Annotated in this window: 13 protein-coding genes; 4 read left to right on the forward strand and 9 right to left on the reverse strand. The window is 34.1% G+C overall.

Annotation, left to right across the window (positions count from 1 at the left end; all coding sequences use genetic code 11):
• Window positions 1–453, forward strand: coding sequence for a protease complex subunit PrcB family protein (locus ACXAFS_RS03065; protein WP_475305224.1), 453 nt, complete (start codon window positions 1–3; stop codon window positions 451–453).
• A 49-nt stretch (window positions 454–502) separates the two neighbouring features.
• Here ACXAFS_RS03065 and ACXAFS_RS03070 read toward each other — a convergent pair whose 3' ends face one another.
• The 8 genes from ACXAFS_RS03070 to ACXAFS_RS03105 form a co-directional block, all read right to left on the reverse strand.
• Window positions 503–694, reverse strand: a complete 192-nt coding sequence (locus ACXAFS_RS03070) for a cold-shock protein (RefSeq protein ID WP_262901999.1) — start codon at window positions 692–694, stop codon at window positions 503–505.
• A 99-nt stretch (window positions 695–793) separates the two neighbouring features.
• The gene (locus ACXAFS_RS03075) at window positions 794–1,039 is read right to left on the reverse strand and encodes a hypothetical protein (RefSeq protein ID WP_475305226.1); all 246 of its coding nucleotides are present in this window, start codon (window positions 1,037–1,039) and stop codon (window positions 794–796) included.
• Window positions 1,040–1,151: 112 nt separating this feature from the next.
• Window positions 1,152–2,933: a chloride channel protein gene (locus ACXAFS_RS03080; protein WP_475305228.1), complete on the reverse strand. Its 1,782-nt coding sequence runs from the start codon at window positions 2,931–2,933 to the stop codon at window positions 1,152–1,154.
• A gap of 45 nt (window positions 2,934–2,978) precedes the next feature.
• Window positions 2,979–4,733: an aspartate--tRNA ligase gene (aspS, locus tag ACXAFS_RS03085; RefSeq protein ID WP_475305230.1), complete on the reverse strand. Its 1,755-nt coding sequence runs from the start codon at window positions 4,731–4,733 to the stop codon at window positions 2,979–2,981.
• Window positions 4,734–4,848: 115 nt separating this feature from the next.
• Window positions 4,849–8,394 carry an efflux RND transporter permease subunit gene (locus tag ACXAFS_RS03090; protein ID WP_475305232.1) on the reverse strand — a complete coding sequence of 1,182 codons (3,546 nt, stop codon included), beginning with the start codon at window positions 8,392–8,394 and terminating at the stop codon, window positions 4,849–4,851.
• 34 nt (window positions 8,395–8,428) lie between these two features.
• On the reverse strand, window positions 8,429–9,601 hold the full coding sequence (locus tag ACXAFS_RS03095) for an efflux RND transporter periplasmic adaptor subunit (RefSeq protein WP_475305233.1): 1,173 nt from the start codon (window positions 9,599–9,601) through the stop codon (window positions 8,429–8,431).
• Between the two features lie 12 nt (window positions 9,602–9,613).
• Entirely contained in the window at window positions 9,614–11,026 is a 1,413-nt protein-coding gene (locus tag ACXAFS_RS03100; protein ID WP_475305235.1) for a TolC family protein, read from the reverse strand.
• Window positions 11,027–11,029: 3 nt separating this feature from the next.
• Window positions 11,030–11,641, reverse strand: a complete 612-nt coding sequence (locus ACXAFS_RS03105; protein WP_475305236.1) for a TetR/AcrR family transcriptional regulator — start codon at window positions 11,639–11,641, stop codon at window positions 11,030–11,032.
• A 153-nt stretch (window positions 11,642–11,794) separates the two neighbouring features.
• Between ACXAFS_RS03105 and ACXAFS_RS03110 the strand changes: the two genes are divergently transcribed.
• Together ACXAFS_RS03110 and ACXAFS_RS03115 are read left to right on the forward strand one after the other, a co-directional pair.
• Window positions 11,795–12,769 (forward strand): polyprenyl synthetase family protein, encoded by a 975-nt coding sequence (locus tag ACXAFS_RS03110; RefSeq protein WP_475305237.1) that lies wholly within the window; start codon window positions 11,795–11,797, stop codon window positions 12,767–12,769.
• A complete protein-coding gene (locus tag ACXAFS_RS03115) occupies window positions 12,769–13,116 on the forward strand; it encodes a hypothetical protein (RefSeq protein ID WP_475305238.1) in 348 nt (115 codons plus the stop codon). The genes ACXAFS_RS03110 and ACXAFS_RS03115 overlap by 1 nt, the downstream gene beginning before the upstream one ends.
• Before the next feature lie 8 nt (window positions 13,117–13,124).
• On the opposite strand, the gene ACXAFS_RS03120 is transcribed toward ACXAFS_RS03115, so the two are convergent.
• Window positions 13,125–13,667: an alpha-ketoglutarate decarboxylase gene (locus ACXAFS_RS03120; RefSeq protein ID WP_475305240.1), complete on the reverse strand. Its 543-nt coding sequence runs from the start codon at window positions 13,665–13,667 to the stop codon at window positions 13,125–13,127.
• A 114-nt stretch (window positions 13,668–13,781) separates the two neighbouring features.
• On the opposite strand from ACXAFS_RS03120, the gene ACXAFS_RS03125 reads away from it, so the two are divergent.
• Entirely contained in the window at window positions 13,782–16,544 is a 2,763-nt protein-coding gene (locus tag ACXAFS_RS03125; RefSeq protein ID WP_475305241.1) for a 2-oxoglutarate dehydrogenase E1 component, read from the forward strand.
• The last annotated feature ends 12 nt before the right edge of the window (window positions 16,545–16,556 follow it).

Raw genomic sequence — 16,556 nt, forward strand, 5'->3', positions numbered from 1 at the left:
ATGCATAAGTTACTTGGAATTGTAATTTTATTATTTGCCTTAAACTGCAAATCGACAGAAAATCAAGCAAAAATGAAGCAAGAAAATATTATTCTTATTGGAAAAGGTAACCTACATGGTTCTGGTGCTGAAGGTATAGAGAAACAGAATTTAGTAATTACAACTACAGAAGAATGGAAAGACCTACTTAATAAAATAAATGCTGTCAATAAGGTTTCAGATAGTTTTTCGGAAACAGATATTGACTTTTCTGAGTATACTATAATTGCGATTTTCGAAGAGGTAAAGAATTCGGGTGGACATAGCCTAGACCTAGTTATTCAAGAAACTAAGGATAAAATGTTGGTAGACGTGTTAAGAAAATCACCAGATGGTATAGCAACTTCAGTTATGACACAGCCATATTATATTGTGAAAATTCCTAAGACGAGTTTGCCAATAGTTTTTGAATAAAAAAACGCCCAACCAAAGGTTGAGCGTTGAACTAAAAATAAAGTATATCTTAAAGAATGCTTACGTTTGCAGCAACCATTCCTTTTCTGCCTTCTTCTTCTGTGTACTCTACATTGTCACCTTCGCGTAATTCTACGCCATTAAGGTTTGATACGTGAACGAAAATATCTTTTCCCGTTTCGTCGTTTGTAATGAATCCAAATCCTTTTGAATCATTGAAAAATTTAACTGTTCCAGTCATTATAAATAAATAAAAATTAAAACACAAATGTAATGTATTAACCAACACGTAAGGTTAATAAATCGTTTTATTTTAAAATATTAAAAATAAACAACTTATTTAGTACTTGTTTTCTCTTTGATTTTCACGCATTTTGTCAAGGTTTTCTTTGGTTAGCATATAGTCCTTAACATCTTTTCCTTTCCATCTGTAGTAAGAAAATAATGGGAATACAACCAAGAATAAACCCAATACTCCAAAGCCTATGAGTTTTTCGGTGTAATCAACTTCTAAAATTAATCCACAAACAATGCTGCCTAAAGATGCTAAAAAAGCTATAAGTGTGATAATGTGTATAGTTTTCATATTAAATAATACTGTCACCTTGAGCGCAGTCGAAAGGTTTTAGAGTATTTAAATTTAAAATAGGCTTCGACTGCGCTCAGCCTGACAGTGTCTAAAATAGTTTTTACAATGATTAAGACGTAAAATTAATCAATTCGCGACGGTAAGCTGTTAAAAGCTTAGATTTTGATACAAAACCGTAGTATTTATTATCTCTAATTACAGGTAGATTCCAAGCTTTTGAGCGCTGAAATTTCTTCATTACCTTTTCCATAGAGTCCTCTTCATAGTAGATGATTTCTGGTGGTTTTTGCATAAAGGTTTCAACTGTAGTTGAGTTGTAGAGTGTTTGGTCAAACATTACAGATCTTATATTGTCTAGTAAAATGATGCCTATAAAGTTCTTTTCATCATCAGTAACAGGAAACAAATTTCGATTCGATTTTGAAACACCATTTTTCAGCATTTCTCCCAATGTCATGTCTGGGTGTAGTTCTACAAAATTTTGTTCAATAACAGAATCTAACTTCATTAATGTGAGTACGCTTTTGTCTTTGTTTTGAGTGAGAAGCGCACCTTTTTCTAATAATTCTTTAGTGTAAATGGTGTGGTCTAAACCATTTTTATTAATGATAAAAGACATAGAAGCTGTTATCATTAAAGGTACAAAGAGTTGATATCCACCAGTAATTTCGGCAATTAAGAAAATGGCAGTTAACGGAGCATGCAGTACACCTGCGATAAGACCAGCCATACCAATTAATGTAAAATTAGCTTCAGACACATTAAAACCTAAGCCACAGTTGTTAATGACTTTGGCAACCACATTTCCTAAGGCACTACCCATCACTAAAGTCGGAATGATAATACCGCCTGTTCCACCAGCTGCAAATGTTGTGGTCATGGCAATGGCTTTAAAAATTGTTATGCCAAATAAAAGGCCTATAACAATCCAGATATTATCTAAATGCGAATCAAAAGGTGTATTGCCTAAAGCTTCAATATCATTGCCAATTAAAAGGTTGTTGATGAATCCAAAACCTTCACCATAGAGTGGAGGAATAAAAAAGAGCATAACACCAATGGACAAACCACCAACAATTAATTTTTGTCTAGCGGATTTAAACCGATTAAATATTGACGTAACTCCGAAGTAAATTTTTGAAAAATAGATAGAAGCAACTCCTGTTCCAATTCCTAAAAGGATATAAAAAAGTGTATCCTTAATTACAAATTTGTCTGAAACACTAAACTCAAATAAGACACTATCTCCAAGAAAGAAGTACGAGGTTATTACCGAAGAAACAGATGCGATTAACAAAGGCAATAACGAAGCAAAAGTTAAGTCTAAACTAAACACTTCAATTGCAAAAATAATTGCAGCAATAGGTGACTTAAAAATAGATGCAATAGCTCCAGCTGCTGCACAGGCAATTAATAAACTTCTGGTTTTTCTATCAATATGCAATAATCTGCTAAAGTTAGAACTTAATGCCGAAGCCGAAGCAATAGCTGGTCCTAACAAACCTACTGAACCACCAAAACCTACGGTTAATGGAGCTGTGATTAATGGATAATAAATTTTCTTCTTATCAATGATACCATCTCTTTTCGATAGGGCAAAAAGAATAGAAGGAATGGCATGTTCGCTTGGTTGTTTTGAAATGTATTTTACAAACAAATACACCAAAAATAATCCCACAATAGGTAAAATAAAATAGATGCTATTTTCTGAAAGAATAACTCCTTTTTCAAAAATAGCTTCAATAGCAAAGGTGATGTTTTTAATAAACACCGAAATCAATCCAGCTAATAAACCAATGATGAGACTTAATAAAAAAACAAAGTTCTTTTCGGAGACATGTTTGTATCTCCAAATGAGTAATCGTTTTAAAAAGTTGGACTTCGTTGGCATACTTTAAATCTAACAAAAAATCCTGCAAGAAGCAGGATTTAATATTTATGATTTTAAATTCAATTTTAAATTGAGTTCCTGCAATTGTTCATCATCAATTGGTGCAGGTGCATCTATCATTACATCTCTACCAGAATTGTTTTTTGGGAAGGCAATAAAATCTCTAATAGTTTCTTGTCCACCTAAAATAGCAACAAGTCTATCCAAACCAAAAGCAATACCACCATGTGGAGGTGCTCCATACTCAAAAGCATCCATTAAGAAACCAAACTGCGCTCTGGCTTCTTCTTCAGAGAATCCTAAGTGTTTTAGCATAATCGCTTGTGTTGCTTTATCGTGAATACGAATAGAACCACCACCTATTTCGTTACCATTTAATACTAAATCGTAAGCATTGGCCTTTACTTCGCCAGGTTTAGAATCTAATAATTCTAATTGTCCTGGTTTTGGAGACGTAAATGGATGGTGCATAGCATGATAGCGCTCAGTATCTTCATCCCATTCTAAAAGAGGAAAATCCATAACCCAAAGAGGAGCAAATTCATCTGACTTACGTAAGCCAAGACGTTCTGCTAATTCCATACGTAAAGCACTTAATTGTGCTCTCACTTTATTGGTGCTTCCTGAAAGTACACAAATTAAATCGCCTGCTTTAGCACCTGTAACATCTGCCCATTTTGCTAAATCGTCTTGATCGTAGAATTTGTCTACTGAAGATTTAAAAGTACCATCTTCGTTACAACGACAATACACCATACCTAAAGCACCAACTTGCGGACGCTTTACCCAATCGATAAGTTTGTCTATTTCTTTTCTGGTATATGCATTTCCGCCTGGTACAGCGATACCAACCACCAATTCTGCTGAATTGAATACATTAAAATCTTTATGTTTTGCAACGTCGTTTAACTCGCCAAACTCCATTCCGAATCTAATGTCTGGTTTGTCATTACCATACAAACGCATTGCGTCATCGTATAGCATTCTTGGGAATTTATCAACCTCTACACCATTAATTTCTTTAAGTAAATGACGTGTTAATCCTTCAAACGTATTTAAAATATCTTCTTGTTCTACAAACGCCATTTCGCAGTCTATTTGTGTAAACTCCGGCTGACGGTCTGCACGAAGATCCTCATCTCTAAAACATTTTACAATCTGAAAATATTTATCCATGCCACCAACCATAAGCAACTGCTTAAAGGTTTGTGGAGATTGTGGTAAGGCGTAAAACTGACCTTCGTTCATACGAGAAGGCACCACAAAATCTCTAGCTCCTTCTGGTGTAGATTTAATTAAATACGGTGTTTCAACTTCAATAAAGCCTTCGGCTGAAAGATAGTTACGTGTAGCTTGAGCTACTTTATGTCTAAAAACCAAACTGTTTTTTACAGGATTACGACGAATATCTAAATAACGATATTTCATACGTAAATCATCTCCACCATCAGTTTCATCTTCAATAGTAAATGGTGGTGTTTTTGAACCATTAAGCACATTTAATTCTGAAACTAAAATCTCAACGTCACCTGTAGGAATGTTAGGGTTTTTAGAGGTACGCTCTTGAACTTTTCCTTTGACCTGAATTACAAATTCACGTCCTAATTTTTGAGCGGTTTCCATAAGTGCTTTGGCGCTTTGATCTTCATCAAAGTAAAGCTGTGTTATACCATAACGGTCTCTAAGATCTACATAGATCATAAAACCTTTATCTCTAACTCCTTGTACCCAACCTGCTAGTGTAACTTCTGTATTGTTGTGAGTGGCTCTTAATTCTCCACAGTTATGACTTCTGTACATATTCAAAAATTAATCCTGCAAATTTAATCAACTTAAGGGATAAAAAAATAAAAAGCCTCAACAATTGTTGAGGCCTTCTCGCTATTAATCACTTTATATGGATTTATAAAGTTTTCTATTTATCCATTGCAAGTTGAACGTTTTCTTCAATCTCTAAATTATTAGATTCTGAAGTTTCATCTTCGTTAAACAATTCAACTCTTGCTTTGTACATTCTCATTTTTAAACGTGTTACCAAGTAGAATAAAATTGGTACTACAATTAAGGTAAGGAACGTGGCAATGAACAGACCATAAATTACGGTCCATGCTAAAGGTCCCCAAAAAATTACGTTATCACCACCAACATAGATATTAGCATCAAACTCACTAAATAATGTGAAGAAATTAATGTTAAGACCAGTTGCCAGCGGAATAAGACCTAAGATCGTAGTAATTGCTGTTAGTAAAACAGGTCTGAGACGCGCTTTTCCGCCTTTTACTATAGCTTCGAGCAAATCTTCTTTATGTAAGTAGGCTGAGTCGTCATAGTCTTTTTCTACTTTTTTACGGTCTATAAGTAATTGTGTATAATCTAAAAGTACCACACCATTATTCACCACAATACCAGCTAATGAAATGATACCCATCATAGTCATCATTATTACAAAAGCAGAACCAGTGATAATTAAGCCACCAAACACACCAATTAAACTTAAAAAGATAGCCAACATGATGATAGCGGGTTTTGATATAGAGTTGAATTGGAAAATAAGAATAAAGAAAATAAGACCTAGTCCTGCAAAAAATGCACCCATTAAGAATTGCATTTGTTTGTTTTGCTCTTCAATCTGTCCTGTGTAATCTACTTCAACTCCTTCAGGTTGGCCATCAAAACTTTTCATAGCATCCTGAACTTCTGCTACAACAGCAGCAGCATCGGTATAACCAGGCGCTAATGCAGAGTACAACGTCACAATTCGTTTTGTGTCTTTGTGTTTTATAGCGCTAAAACCAGAGGTGTTATTTTGTGTGGCTACTGCAGAAACAGGAATTTCCTTTATTTGGCCAGAAGCCATATCTCTGAAGGTTATTTTCTGATTGAAAATAGCGCTTTTGTTATAACGGTTTTCTTCATTAAAACGGACATAAATATCGTAGTCCTCACCACCTTCTTTATAGATACCAGCTTTGGCTCCAAATACCGCATTTCTTAGTTGTTGCCCAACTTGGCCTGCAGAAACTCCTAATTCACCAGCTTTTTCTCTATCAACAAGAACTTGCATAGATGGTTTAGAACGGTTTACGTCAATTTTTAACTCATCAATACCAGCAATACTTTTGGTATTAAGAAAATCTCGCATCTTCTCTGCAGTATTAATTAATTCTGCATAATCTTCACCAGAAAGTTCTAAGTTAATAGGTGCTCCAGCAGGTGGTCCAACAGGATCTTTTTCAACAGAAATCGTAACACCAGGATAAATGTCCTTTAAACTCTCTTGTACTTTTTTGTATAGCTCGTTACTGTCTGCGCCTTTTCTGAATTTAAACTCACGCATAGTAGCTGTAATCTTTCCACGATGAGGCATTTCGGCTTGAGAACCACCATCTGTCATAGGATTACCTGCACCTTCACCAACTTGAGATACTGCACTTTCTGTCATGAAATTGTAATCTCCATTAATGTATGCATCTTGGTTGATGATTTTATAGACACGTTGCTCAATATCTTTTGTAATGGCATTTGTCTTTTTTATGTCTGTACCTTCAGGATATTCTATGTAGACAATAATCTGGTTTGGTGTGTTGTCTGGGAAGAATTCTACTTTAGTTCTTTGACTACCTATTGAGGCTCCAAAGCCACCAAATGCAACAAACAGTAATACGAATGTGATAATTGTAATTGCGATAGGTCTTTTGCCGCGTAATGCAGCTCTTAGAGTTCTTTCGTAGATACGCTCCCAACGTGGTAATACTTTATTTTGAAAGCCGTTTGCCCAACTTCTTAGGAATAAGCGGTATGCCCAAAGTAATATTACTGTAACAACCATAACACTACCTAAGGCTCTATATGGTCCTCCAAAAATGATTATTAATAATCCTAAAAGTCCTACAACAGCCGAAATAGAAATGATTTGTTTGAAGGTCATTTCTTTGTCTTCTGTAGACATATATCTAGAGACTAATACAGAGTTGAAAAATATAGCCACAAATAAAGATGAGCCTAATACAACAGATAAGGTTATTGGGAAATATTTCATAAACTGTCCCATAACTCCTGGCCATAAGCCTAAAGGAATAAAAGCAGCTACAGTTGTGGCAGTTGAAATTATAATAGGAAAAGCAATTTCACCAATACCTTTTTTAGCAGCTTCCATTCGGCTCATACCTTCTTGGTCCATGAGACGGTAAACATTTTCTACAACAACAATCCCATTATCCACTAACATACCAAGTCCCATAATAAGTCCGAATAGTATCATGGTATTCATGGTATAGCCTAGAAGGTTTAGAATCATTAACGACATAAACATGGACATCGGAATTGCAAAACCGACAAATAAGGCATTTTTGAATCCTAAGAAGAACATTAATACCGTTACTACTAAGATAATACCAAAGATGATGTTGTTTACTAAATCATCGACCTGACCAATGGTTTTTGAGGATTGATCGTTAGAAATGGTAACCTTTAAATCTGGAGGAAATACATTATTTACAGCATCTTCAACAATAACTACGATTTGCTCTGCTGCTGCAACCATGTTTTTACCAGACCGCTTTTTAACATCTAGCATTACAACTTCTTCACCAAACTCTCTTGCATAGGTTGTCTTATCTTCGTCTTTAAAGTTAACTTCTGCAATATCTTTAAGATAGATTGCATTACCTCTTTCAGATTTTACAACAAAAGACTCTAATTCTTCAGGTGTGTCAATTTCACCAATAACACGTATAGTTCTACGTTGTCCACTAGAGATTAAGTTACCAGCAGAAATAGTCATGTTTTCATTACTAATGGCACCAGTAATATCATTAAAGCTTACTTGTGCTGCCATCATTTTGTAGATGTCTACTGCAACTTCAACTTCTTTTTCTTGGGCACCTCTAATGTCTACTTCTTTAATTTCTGAAAGACTTTCAATCTTATCTTCTAAATACTCACCATAAGATTTAAGTTTATCTACTGGGTAATCTCCAGAAATATTAATATTAAGAATTGGCATTTCTTCAGACATACTAAGGTCAAAGATGTTTGGCTGTACTTTGGCACCATTAAAGGTTGGCCAATCTTCACCAGATGTTTCTACATCTACTTCATCTTTTATCTTTTGCTTTGCAGCATCTACCGAAATATTCTCATCAAACTCTACCATAATAGAAGAATAGTCTTCTAATGATGTAGATTGAATCTCTATTACGTTACTAACTGTTTTGATTTTGTCCTCAATAGGGTTAGTAATTAATTTCTCTATATCTTCAGCAGTGTTTCCAGGATAAATAGTGCTGATATAGATTTTTGTTTCTTTAATCTCTGGGAAGTTTTCTCTAGGCATAGACCTATATGCAGAAGTTCCCAAGATTAATATTACAGCAATGAGTACGTACATCGTGGTCTTGTTATCTATAGCCCAAGATGATAAGTGAAACTCTTTGAATACTTTTTTAAATTTATCAGTCATTATAAAAAGACTTTAATTTGGTTAGTTGTTTTTTTTATTCTATTTCAAGAATTTTTACTTCTTGTCCGTCTTTAACGCTACGAGCACCTTCGTCTATAAGTTCTGCACCATTTTCTAGACCAGATAATACTTCAATGAAGTCTCCTTCGGTTTTTCCAGTTTTTATAATTACACGTTTAGCGGTTGCTATACTGTCATTTTTTGAAGTTGCAGTGTAAACATATTGCTCACCTTCAGCATTTTCTGAAATGATACTCTGAGGAATAAGGATGGCCTTCTCGTTAGTGTAATCATTAATCTTAAGTTTTGCAGTAAGATTAGGTTTTATGGTTTTGTCAGAATTTGGTATAGCCACTTCAACTTTAAAAGTACGATTGGCAGGATTGATAAAATTACCAGCCTGGCGCACAGTTGCAGTCATATTCTTATTAAGAACCGGAAAATTTACCTCTACTGTTTTACCTTCAGTAACATTGGTTAAATAACTTTCTGGCACATCAGTTTCTATATACATGGAGTTAAGGTTTACCAATCTGAAAAGTTGTGATTGACCAGGACCAACAACAGTTCCTTGTTCTGTAATAACATCATCTATAGTCCCAGAAAAAGGTGCTCTTACGATAGTCTTACCAATTTGTTGTTGCATTTGGCTGATAGCTTTTTGCTGCGCTTCGAAATTAGATTTAGCTTGTAGGTATTGAATTTCGCTTCCTATTTTTTGGTCCCAAAGACGCTTTTGACGATCAAAAGTGGTTTTTGCCAAATCCGCCTGAATTTGCATTTGTGCCAACTGTTGCCCTAAGCCACCATCATCTATTTTTGCTAAAGCCTGTCCTGCACTAACTTTTTGGCCTTCTTTAACGTAAACCTTAGTTAAAACACCAGAATATTCTGGATAGATAATAATGTTTTGTTTGGTGTTAACATTACCTTGAAGTTCTACAAAATGTTCAAATTTTTCTTCCTTAGCCTCAAATGTTGTAACTAAAGGTACTTTAAGTAGCGGATTGAGTTCTTTGATTTTTGCATCTATTGCCTTAATCTGAGATTCTACTTGCTTTTGTTGTTCGCTTAGTTCAGATTTTTTGGTTCGTAATTGCTCTAAATTACCAGATGCAATTAAATCTTCTACAGATTTTGCTTTTTCGCCTCCACCACAAGAGACCAAAAGAACAGTTACTAGAGTTAGTTTAATTATATGTTTCATTTTTTAATTGATTTAAAAGTTGGTTGTTTGGTTTGTTAGTGTTTCTAGCTCAGCTTTTGCATTAATTACATCTAGCATTGCTTTTAATAATTCTTGTTGAGCAGCGTATAATTGTGTCTGCGCTTGTCTTAACTCAAAGCTAGATCCAATTCCTTCAAAAAATTTGGTTTGATTTTTTCTTTCGATACGCTCTGCTAGAGCAAGATTTTGCTTTTTATTATTGTAATCTTCAGTAGCAAATTTGTAATTACTTCTTGCAGTTTCAATTTCTAACTTTAGACGTTGCTCGGTTTCGGTGAGGTCGTCTTTAGATTTTTCTAAATTAATTTTTGCACGTTGAGTAGCAGCGCTTCTTCCACCAGAACTAAATATTGGCAAGTTAAGGTTGAAACCAAAAGATGAAAAACCAGCCCAATCCTGTTCTTTTTCCAAGAAAGAAAAATCATCTCCAAATCCAAGATATCCTCCGTTGATATATGCGCTAAGTTGAGGTAAAGCTTTACTTTTTTCTAATTTTAATAAGAGTTCTTTTGAACGCTTATCGTTTTCAGCAATTTTGTAGTCTACAGTTGATGTAACATCATTTTCTTGTGTTAAACTTTCAAGAGAAATATTTTTTTCTGCTAAATCTTCGAGATTTTCAGTTAGTGTAACATCAGTATTATAGTCTATACCTAAAGTAATATTGAACATTTGGTAAGCAATTCCTCTAAGACGCTTGGCATTGTTTAGACTACTTTCAAGATTAGAAAGCGTAATTTGTAATTGCTCTACACTCTCTTCTTCTTCTAAACCATTTTCATAAATTTTAGTGGTTTCATCTAAATTTTTCTGAAGTACAGCAATATTTTTTTCATAGATAATAACACTTTCTTCAGACAGAAGTACATTGCCATAGGCATTGATAACTCCCTTCCTTACTTCTAGGTCAGTTTTATCTTTTGCGTTCTTAGAAATTTCCAAAAACACTTTTGCAGATTGAAGCCCTACCAAATACGATCCGTCAAAAATTAATTGACTTAAAGTAGCCGTAGCATTTACATTTTGTTTTGTTCCGAATATGACCTCTGTAAAACCAGGTTGGATTTCTGGTATACCACTAGGTGAAGATAATTCACTGTAATATTCATCAAGGTTTCTGATTTGACTAAAAGGATCAAAAAATTCGTTAGGTAAAAGAGAAACCTGTTGCTTTAAAAAATTCTGATAGTTTACAGTTGCATTAAGCTGTGGTAAACCAGTTGCTGTAGTTTCCCATTTTTGCTGTTTGGCAGCGTCGATATCTCTAGCTGCATTTTTAGCTTGTCGGTTATTTTCTAATGCATAATCAATAGCTTCTTGTAACGAAAAGCTAGTTGGTTGCTCTTGAGAATAACCCAACGAAACTATGGTTATTACAATTAGAGTTAAAATTGTTTTTTTCATTGGTTATTGTTGATTTTGATTGATTTCTAATAGTTCTGTTAGTTTTTCTAAACCTTTTGGTGTGCAAATGCCTCTTAAGTGATACTCTAAATAGTAGTCCATAAGTGTTTTCATAGAAAAGTCTTTAAGTGGAAATACCATTTGATCTTTAAGGGTCATCATACAATTAAAATATATTCTTGATATAAATTTTACGTCTATATTACTTCGGTATAAGCCAAGTTCTAAGCCTCTGTTCAAGTTTTCAATTACACAACTTTGCATAACCTCAAACTGTTTTAGTTTAAGTGAGGAAAAGATTTTTGGATAATATTTTTGTAGTTGATACTGTGGTGAAGATTTTTCGTCCTTAAGATGATCCATTACAAAAGCTTTTATCTGGTAAATCTCTTCTATTGGATTTTTCTTGAACGAACAGATATGGTCAATACCACAAGATATAGTCTCAAACATATGTAATGTTGTAGATTCTACCAGTTTTGTTTTGTTAGGAAAATGAACGTAAATCGTTTTCTTAGATATACCTAATTCATTGGCAATATCATCCATGGTTACACTTTTAAACCCAAGTGTAAGAAATAGTTCAGTGGCTTTATCAATTATTTTTTCTCTCATATATGTGCTCCGTATAAACGGACTATCTTATTAAACTAGAGGGCAAAAATACTTATGGAAACTTTAAAAACAAAAAAAGTTTCCAAAGTTTTAATAATTATTTAACATTGTTAACTTTAGCTTTAAATATGACGAAAGCCTTATTTTTGTCTTATGCAAAACATTGAAGCTTATCAGAAGTCCTTTATTAAGTATTTAGAGGATTTTGCTATAAATAGAGAACCTGTAAATCTTTACGAACCTGTAAATTATATATTGAAGTTAGGTGGAAAGCGTCTTCGACCAGTATTAACTTTAATGACTGCTGATATTTTTGGTAGTAAGGCAGAATTGGCAATGAATGCGGCACTTTCCGTGGAAGTTTTTCATAATTTCTCGTTGATACATGATGATATTATGGATGATGCTCCATTACGTAGAGGGAAAGAGACGGTTCATGAAAAGTGGGATATAAACACAGGAATTCTTTCAGGTGATGCCATGCTTATTTTAGCGTATCAATTGTTTGAAAACTACGAGCCAAAAATCTTTCAGGCCTTGGCAAAATTATTTAGTAAAACAGCTTTAGAAGTTTGTGAAGGTCAACAATATGATATTGATTTTGAAACCCGTAATGACGTCACAATACCAGAATATCTAAAAATGATTGAGTATAAGACTGCTGTTTTGGTAGGAGCTGCCATGAAAATGGGAGCTATTGTTGCTGAAGCTTCAGCAGAAGATCAAAATTTGATTTACGATTTTGGACGTTATCTTGGTATTGCTTTCCAACTTCAAGACGATTACTTAGATGCTTTTGGTAACCCAGAAACATTTGGTAAACAAGTAGGTGGCGATATTTTAGAGCACAAGAAAACCTATCTGTATCTCAAAACCCAGGAATTAGGTAGTGAAGCTGAAAAATCTAACTTACTAGATTTAATGAATAGTACAGTAGTATCTGATTCAGAAAAAGTTGAGAAAGTAAAGCTGCTTTTTAATGCTTCTGGTGCGACAGATGCCACGCAATTTGCTGTTAAAGATTATACCAAAAAAGCGTTTAGTGTTTTAGAGAAATTAAATATTTCTAATGGCAAAAAACAAATACTCCAATTGTTTGGTGAGCAATTAATGAATAGACGCGTATAATGGCATTGCCTGTAAATTTTGAAGATTTAATAGTTGAGGCAAACAAATTAAAGCTATATAAGAAGTTAATAGTTCAGCTAAATAAAGACTTGCTTTTTGCAAATGTTGATTTAGAATTTAATGAAGATACGTTACCAACTAGTCTTAAGTTAGTTTTGCAAGATGCTGTTCTTCATCTTATTCAGCACAAATTCTCAGACTATCTTAATTTGCTTTATCAGGTTGATGTCTCTGAAAAGCAGGTTAGGTTACTTGATGGTGAAGATGTTGTTAAATTATCAGAAGATGTTACTTTTCTTATACTTCAAAGAGAGTGGCAAAAAGTTTGGTATAAGAATAAATATTAGTCAGACCTTTAAAACCAAAATCTTACAAAAGGCATCCATGCTTGGTTTTGTATGCTTTTGTCTTCATCATATAACACATCGTATCGTATACCAAAAGTGATGTTTCCATTTCGGTAACCAATGCCTAAAAAAAGCGCAGGGTACCAATAGCTATCATCTACATTGCTTACAAACTGCTCGTCAAAATCACGGTTTACATAAAGCTGTTCAAACTCAGTGGATAGTTGTAATTCTCTATAAGGATTAAACAAGCCAATAACACTACCTCCGACGACTGTAGATTTAAAAACATCACGTTGCGAGCTGTATTGAAAATTGAGTCCCACACCAGTGGCTACATAAGGATTGAAATTATATAAAGCATTAGGAGCTATAGCTGCACTAAAAAAACCATCTCCAAAGTTTAAGCCTACACCACCTCCAAATTGAACATTTTGCCAAAAACCTTCATCGTCACTAATGCTTTGTGCATTTGAGGAAATCACAAAAAAACATAAAAGAGCACTACTTAAAATCATTTTTTTAGCAGTCTTTAATCTAAATTTTATCATCTTAATAATTCTTAAATCCTTATTTGTTATAAATATAATAAAACAGATAGTTTATCTACTAAAAGTTGTATTTTTGAAGAAATTTTGTTGAAACGACAACGTCTCGTAAAAATAATGGATAAATATTCCTTTCTCAACGCAGCACATACAGCATACTTTGCTGATTTATACGACCAATATCTTAAAAATCCAGATGCCATAGAACCGAGTTGGCGTGCCTTTTTTCAAGGCTACGATTTCGGGTCAGAAAATTATGGAATGGATGGTGAAATAGTAGAAGGTGTTTCTCCTCAAATCCCTGAACAGCTTCAAAAAGAGTTTCAGGTTGTAAAGCTTATAGATGGTTACAGAAACAGAGGACATTTGTTTACAAAAACCAATCCGGTAAGAGCCAGAAGAAAATACGCACCAACTTTAGAAATAGAGAATTTCGGACTTTCTAAAAGTGATTTAAATACTGTTTTCTCAGCAGGAGAAATTATAGGTATTGGCACTTCAACCTTACAAAGTATTATCGATCACTTAGAGCGTATTTATTGCGATTCTATTGGTGTGGAATATATGTATATAAGAAAACCAGAGGAAATTCAGTGGATACAAGAAAAACTGAATGTTAATGATAATCATCCTCAGTTTTCGCCAGACCAAAAGAAAAACATTTTAAGAAAATTAAATGAGGCGGTTTCATTTGAAAACTTCTTACATACTAAATATGTAGGTCAAAAACGATTTTCTTTAGAAGGTAACGAATCTCTTATTCCTGCTTTAGACGCTATGATAGAAACAGCGGCAGAATACGGAGTGAAAGAGTTTGTTATGGGTATGGCACATCGTGGCCGCTTAAGTACGCTAACAAATATTTTTGGAAAATCTGCTAAAGATATCTTTAGTGAGTTTGATGGTAAAGATTACGAAGAACAGATTTTTGATGGTGATGTAAAATACCACTTAGGTTGGACAAGTGATCGCGAAACTGACTCTGGTAAAAAGATAAACCTAAGTATTGCTCCAAACCCTTCGCACCTAGAAACAGTAGGTGCAGTTGTAGAAGGTATATCTAGAGCAAAACAAGACAAGCCGGAAATTGAGGATGCCTCACAGGTTTTACCAATTGTAGTTCATGGTGATGCTGCAATTGCTGGTCAAGGCCTAGTGTACGAAGTTGTACAAATGGCACAATTAGATGGTTATAAAACAAACGGAACTGTACATATTGTAGTTAATAACCAAATTGGTTTTACTACAAATTATTTAGATGGTCGTTCTAGTACCTATTGTACAGATGTTGGTAAGGTAACCTTATCTCCTGTATTACACGTTAATGCAGATGATGCTGAGTCTGTAGTACATGCAACGTTGTTTGCGCTTCATTTTAGAATGAAATTTAAGCGTGATGTATTTATAGATTTATTAGGGTATAGAAAATATGGTCATAACGAAGGTGATGAACCTAAGTTTACACAACCACTATTATATAAAGCAATTGCAAAGCATAAAAACCCTAGGGATATTTATGCAGAGCGACTAATTGCTGAAGGTGTAATAGATAAGGACCATGTTTCTAAAATTGAAAAAGATTACAAGGATAAATTAGAAGAAAAGCTTGAAGATTCTCGTAAGGTAGAAAAGACTAAAATCTCTCCTTTTATGCACGAGCAATGGAAAGATTTTGAACGTGTGGACGAAAGTGAAATGATGAAGCCAGTAGACACAAAAGTTTCAAAAGAACTACTTTCTGATATTACAAAGGTTATTTCTAATTTACCAGAAGATAAAAAGTTTATCAGAAAGATTCAGCGTTTGGTAGAATCGCGTCAAACTATGTTTGATGAAAATAGATTAGACTGGGCAATGGCAGAACATTTGGCTTATGGTTCATTATTAGCTGAAGGTTTTAATGTTAGAATTTCTGGTCAAGATGTAGAGCGTGGTACTTTTTCTCACAGGCATGCTGTTGTAAAAGTAGAAGACAGTGAAGAAGAAATTATCTTACTAAAAAATGTGTCGGACAACCAAGGACAATTCAATATTTATAACTCATTATTATCAGAATATGGTGTAGTAGGTTTTGATTATGGTTATGCTATGGCAAGTCCTAACACTTTAACAATCTGGGAAGCACAATTTGGAGATTTTAGTAATGGTGCTCAAATTATGTTAGATCAATACATATCTTCTGGTGAAGATAAGTGGAAAACGTCTAACGGATTAGTCATGTTATTGCCTCATGGTTATGAAGGTCAAGGTGCAGAGCACTCTTCGGGTCGTATGGAACGTTACTTACAATTGTGTGCAAAAGACAATATGTTTGTTGCAGACTGTACAACACCTGCAAATATGTTTCATTTGTTACGTAAACAAATGAAGGCTAATTACAGAAAGCCATTAATTGTGTTTACACCAAAAAGCTTACTACGTCATCCTAAGGTAATTTCTACTGTAGAAGAATTTGCAAACGGAAGTTTTCAAACCGTAATAGATGATACAAGTGTCAAAGCTGATAAAGTTAAAACATTAGTTTTTGTAACAGGTAAATTCTATTACGATCTTTTAGAAGAACAAGAAAAGTTAGGAAGAGGAGATGTTGCTTTAGTGAGAATAGAGCAATTATTCCCTTTACCAATAGACGAAATAAAAAGCATTATAGGTAAATATAAAAACGCAGAAGATGTTGTTTGGGCACAAGAAGAACCACGAAATATGGGAGCTTATGGTCATATGATGATGCATTTAGATGAGGCAAGAACTTGGAGAGCTGCTAGTAGAAGACCGTATGGAGCTCCTGCTGCAGGAAGTTCTGTTCGTTCAAAAATAAGACATCAAGAAGTTATCGATTACGTTTTTGATAAGAAAAAAAATAACCAAATAAGAAAGTAAGAATAATTAAAC

The sequence above is a fragment of the Winogradskyella sp. ABM4_392 genome (genome assembly GCF_056160445.1).

What these genes read in the sequence shown, in the direction of transcription:
- ACXAFS_RS03065 (WP_475305224.1), top strand. Translation starts at nt 1, where the DNA reads ATGCATAAGTTACTTGGAATTGTAATTTTATTATTTGCCTTAAACTGC.
- ACXAFS_RS03070 (WP_262901999.1), bottom strand. Translation starts at nt 694, where the DNA reads ATGACTGGAACAGTTAAATTTTTCAATGATTCAAAAGGATTTGGATTC.
- ACXAFS_RS03075 (WP_475305226.1), bottom strand. Translation starts at nt 1,039, where the DNA reads ATGAAAACTATACACATTATCACACTTATAGCTTTTTTAGCATCTTTA.
- ACXAFS_RS03080 (WP_475305228.1), bottom strand. Translation starts at nt 2,933, where the DNA reads ATGCCAACGAAGTCCAACTTTTTAAAACGATTACTCATTTGGAGATAC.
- aspS (WP_475305230.1), bottom strand. Translation starts at nt 4,733, where the DNA reads ATGTACAGAAGTCATAACTGTGGAGAATTAAGAGCCACTCACAACAAT.
- ACXAFS_RS03090 (WP_475305232.1), bottom strand. Translation starts at nt 8,394, where the DNA reads ATGACTGATAAATTTAAAAAAGTATTCAAAGAGTTTCACTTATCATCT.
- ACXAFS_RS03095 (WP_475305233.1), bottom strand. Translation starts at nt 9,601, where the DNA reads ATGAAACATATAATTAAACTAACTCTAGTAACTGTTCTTTTGGTCTCT.
- ACXAFS_RS03100 (WP_475305235.1), bottom strand. Translation starts at nt 11,026, where the DNA reads ATGAAAAAAACAATTTTAACTCTAATTGTAATAACCATAGTTTCGTTG.
- ACXAFS_RS03105 (WP_475305236.1), bottom strand. Translation starts at nt 11,641, where the DNA reads ATGAGAGAAAAAATAATTGATAAAGCCACTGAACTATTTCTTACACTT.
- ACXAFS_RS03110 (WP_475305237.1), top strand. Translation starts at nt 11,795, where the DNA reads ATGCAAAACATTGAAGCTTATCAGAAGTCCTTTATTAAGTATTTAGAG.
- ACXAFS_RS03115 (WP_475305238.1), top strand. Translation starts at nt 12,769, where the DNA reads ATGGCATTGCCTGTAAATTTTGAAGATTTAATAGTTGAGGCAAACAAA.
- ACXAFS_RS03120 (WP_475305240.1), bottom strand. Translation starts at nt 13,667, where the DNA reads ATGATAAAATTTAGATTAAAGACTGCTAAAAAAATGATTTTAAGTAGT.
- ACXAFS_RS03125 (WP_475305241.1), top strand. Translation starts at nt 13,782, where the DNA reads ATGGATAAATATTCCTTTCTCAACGCAGCACATACAGCATACTTTGCT.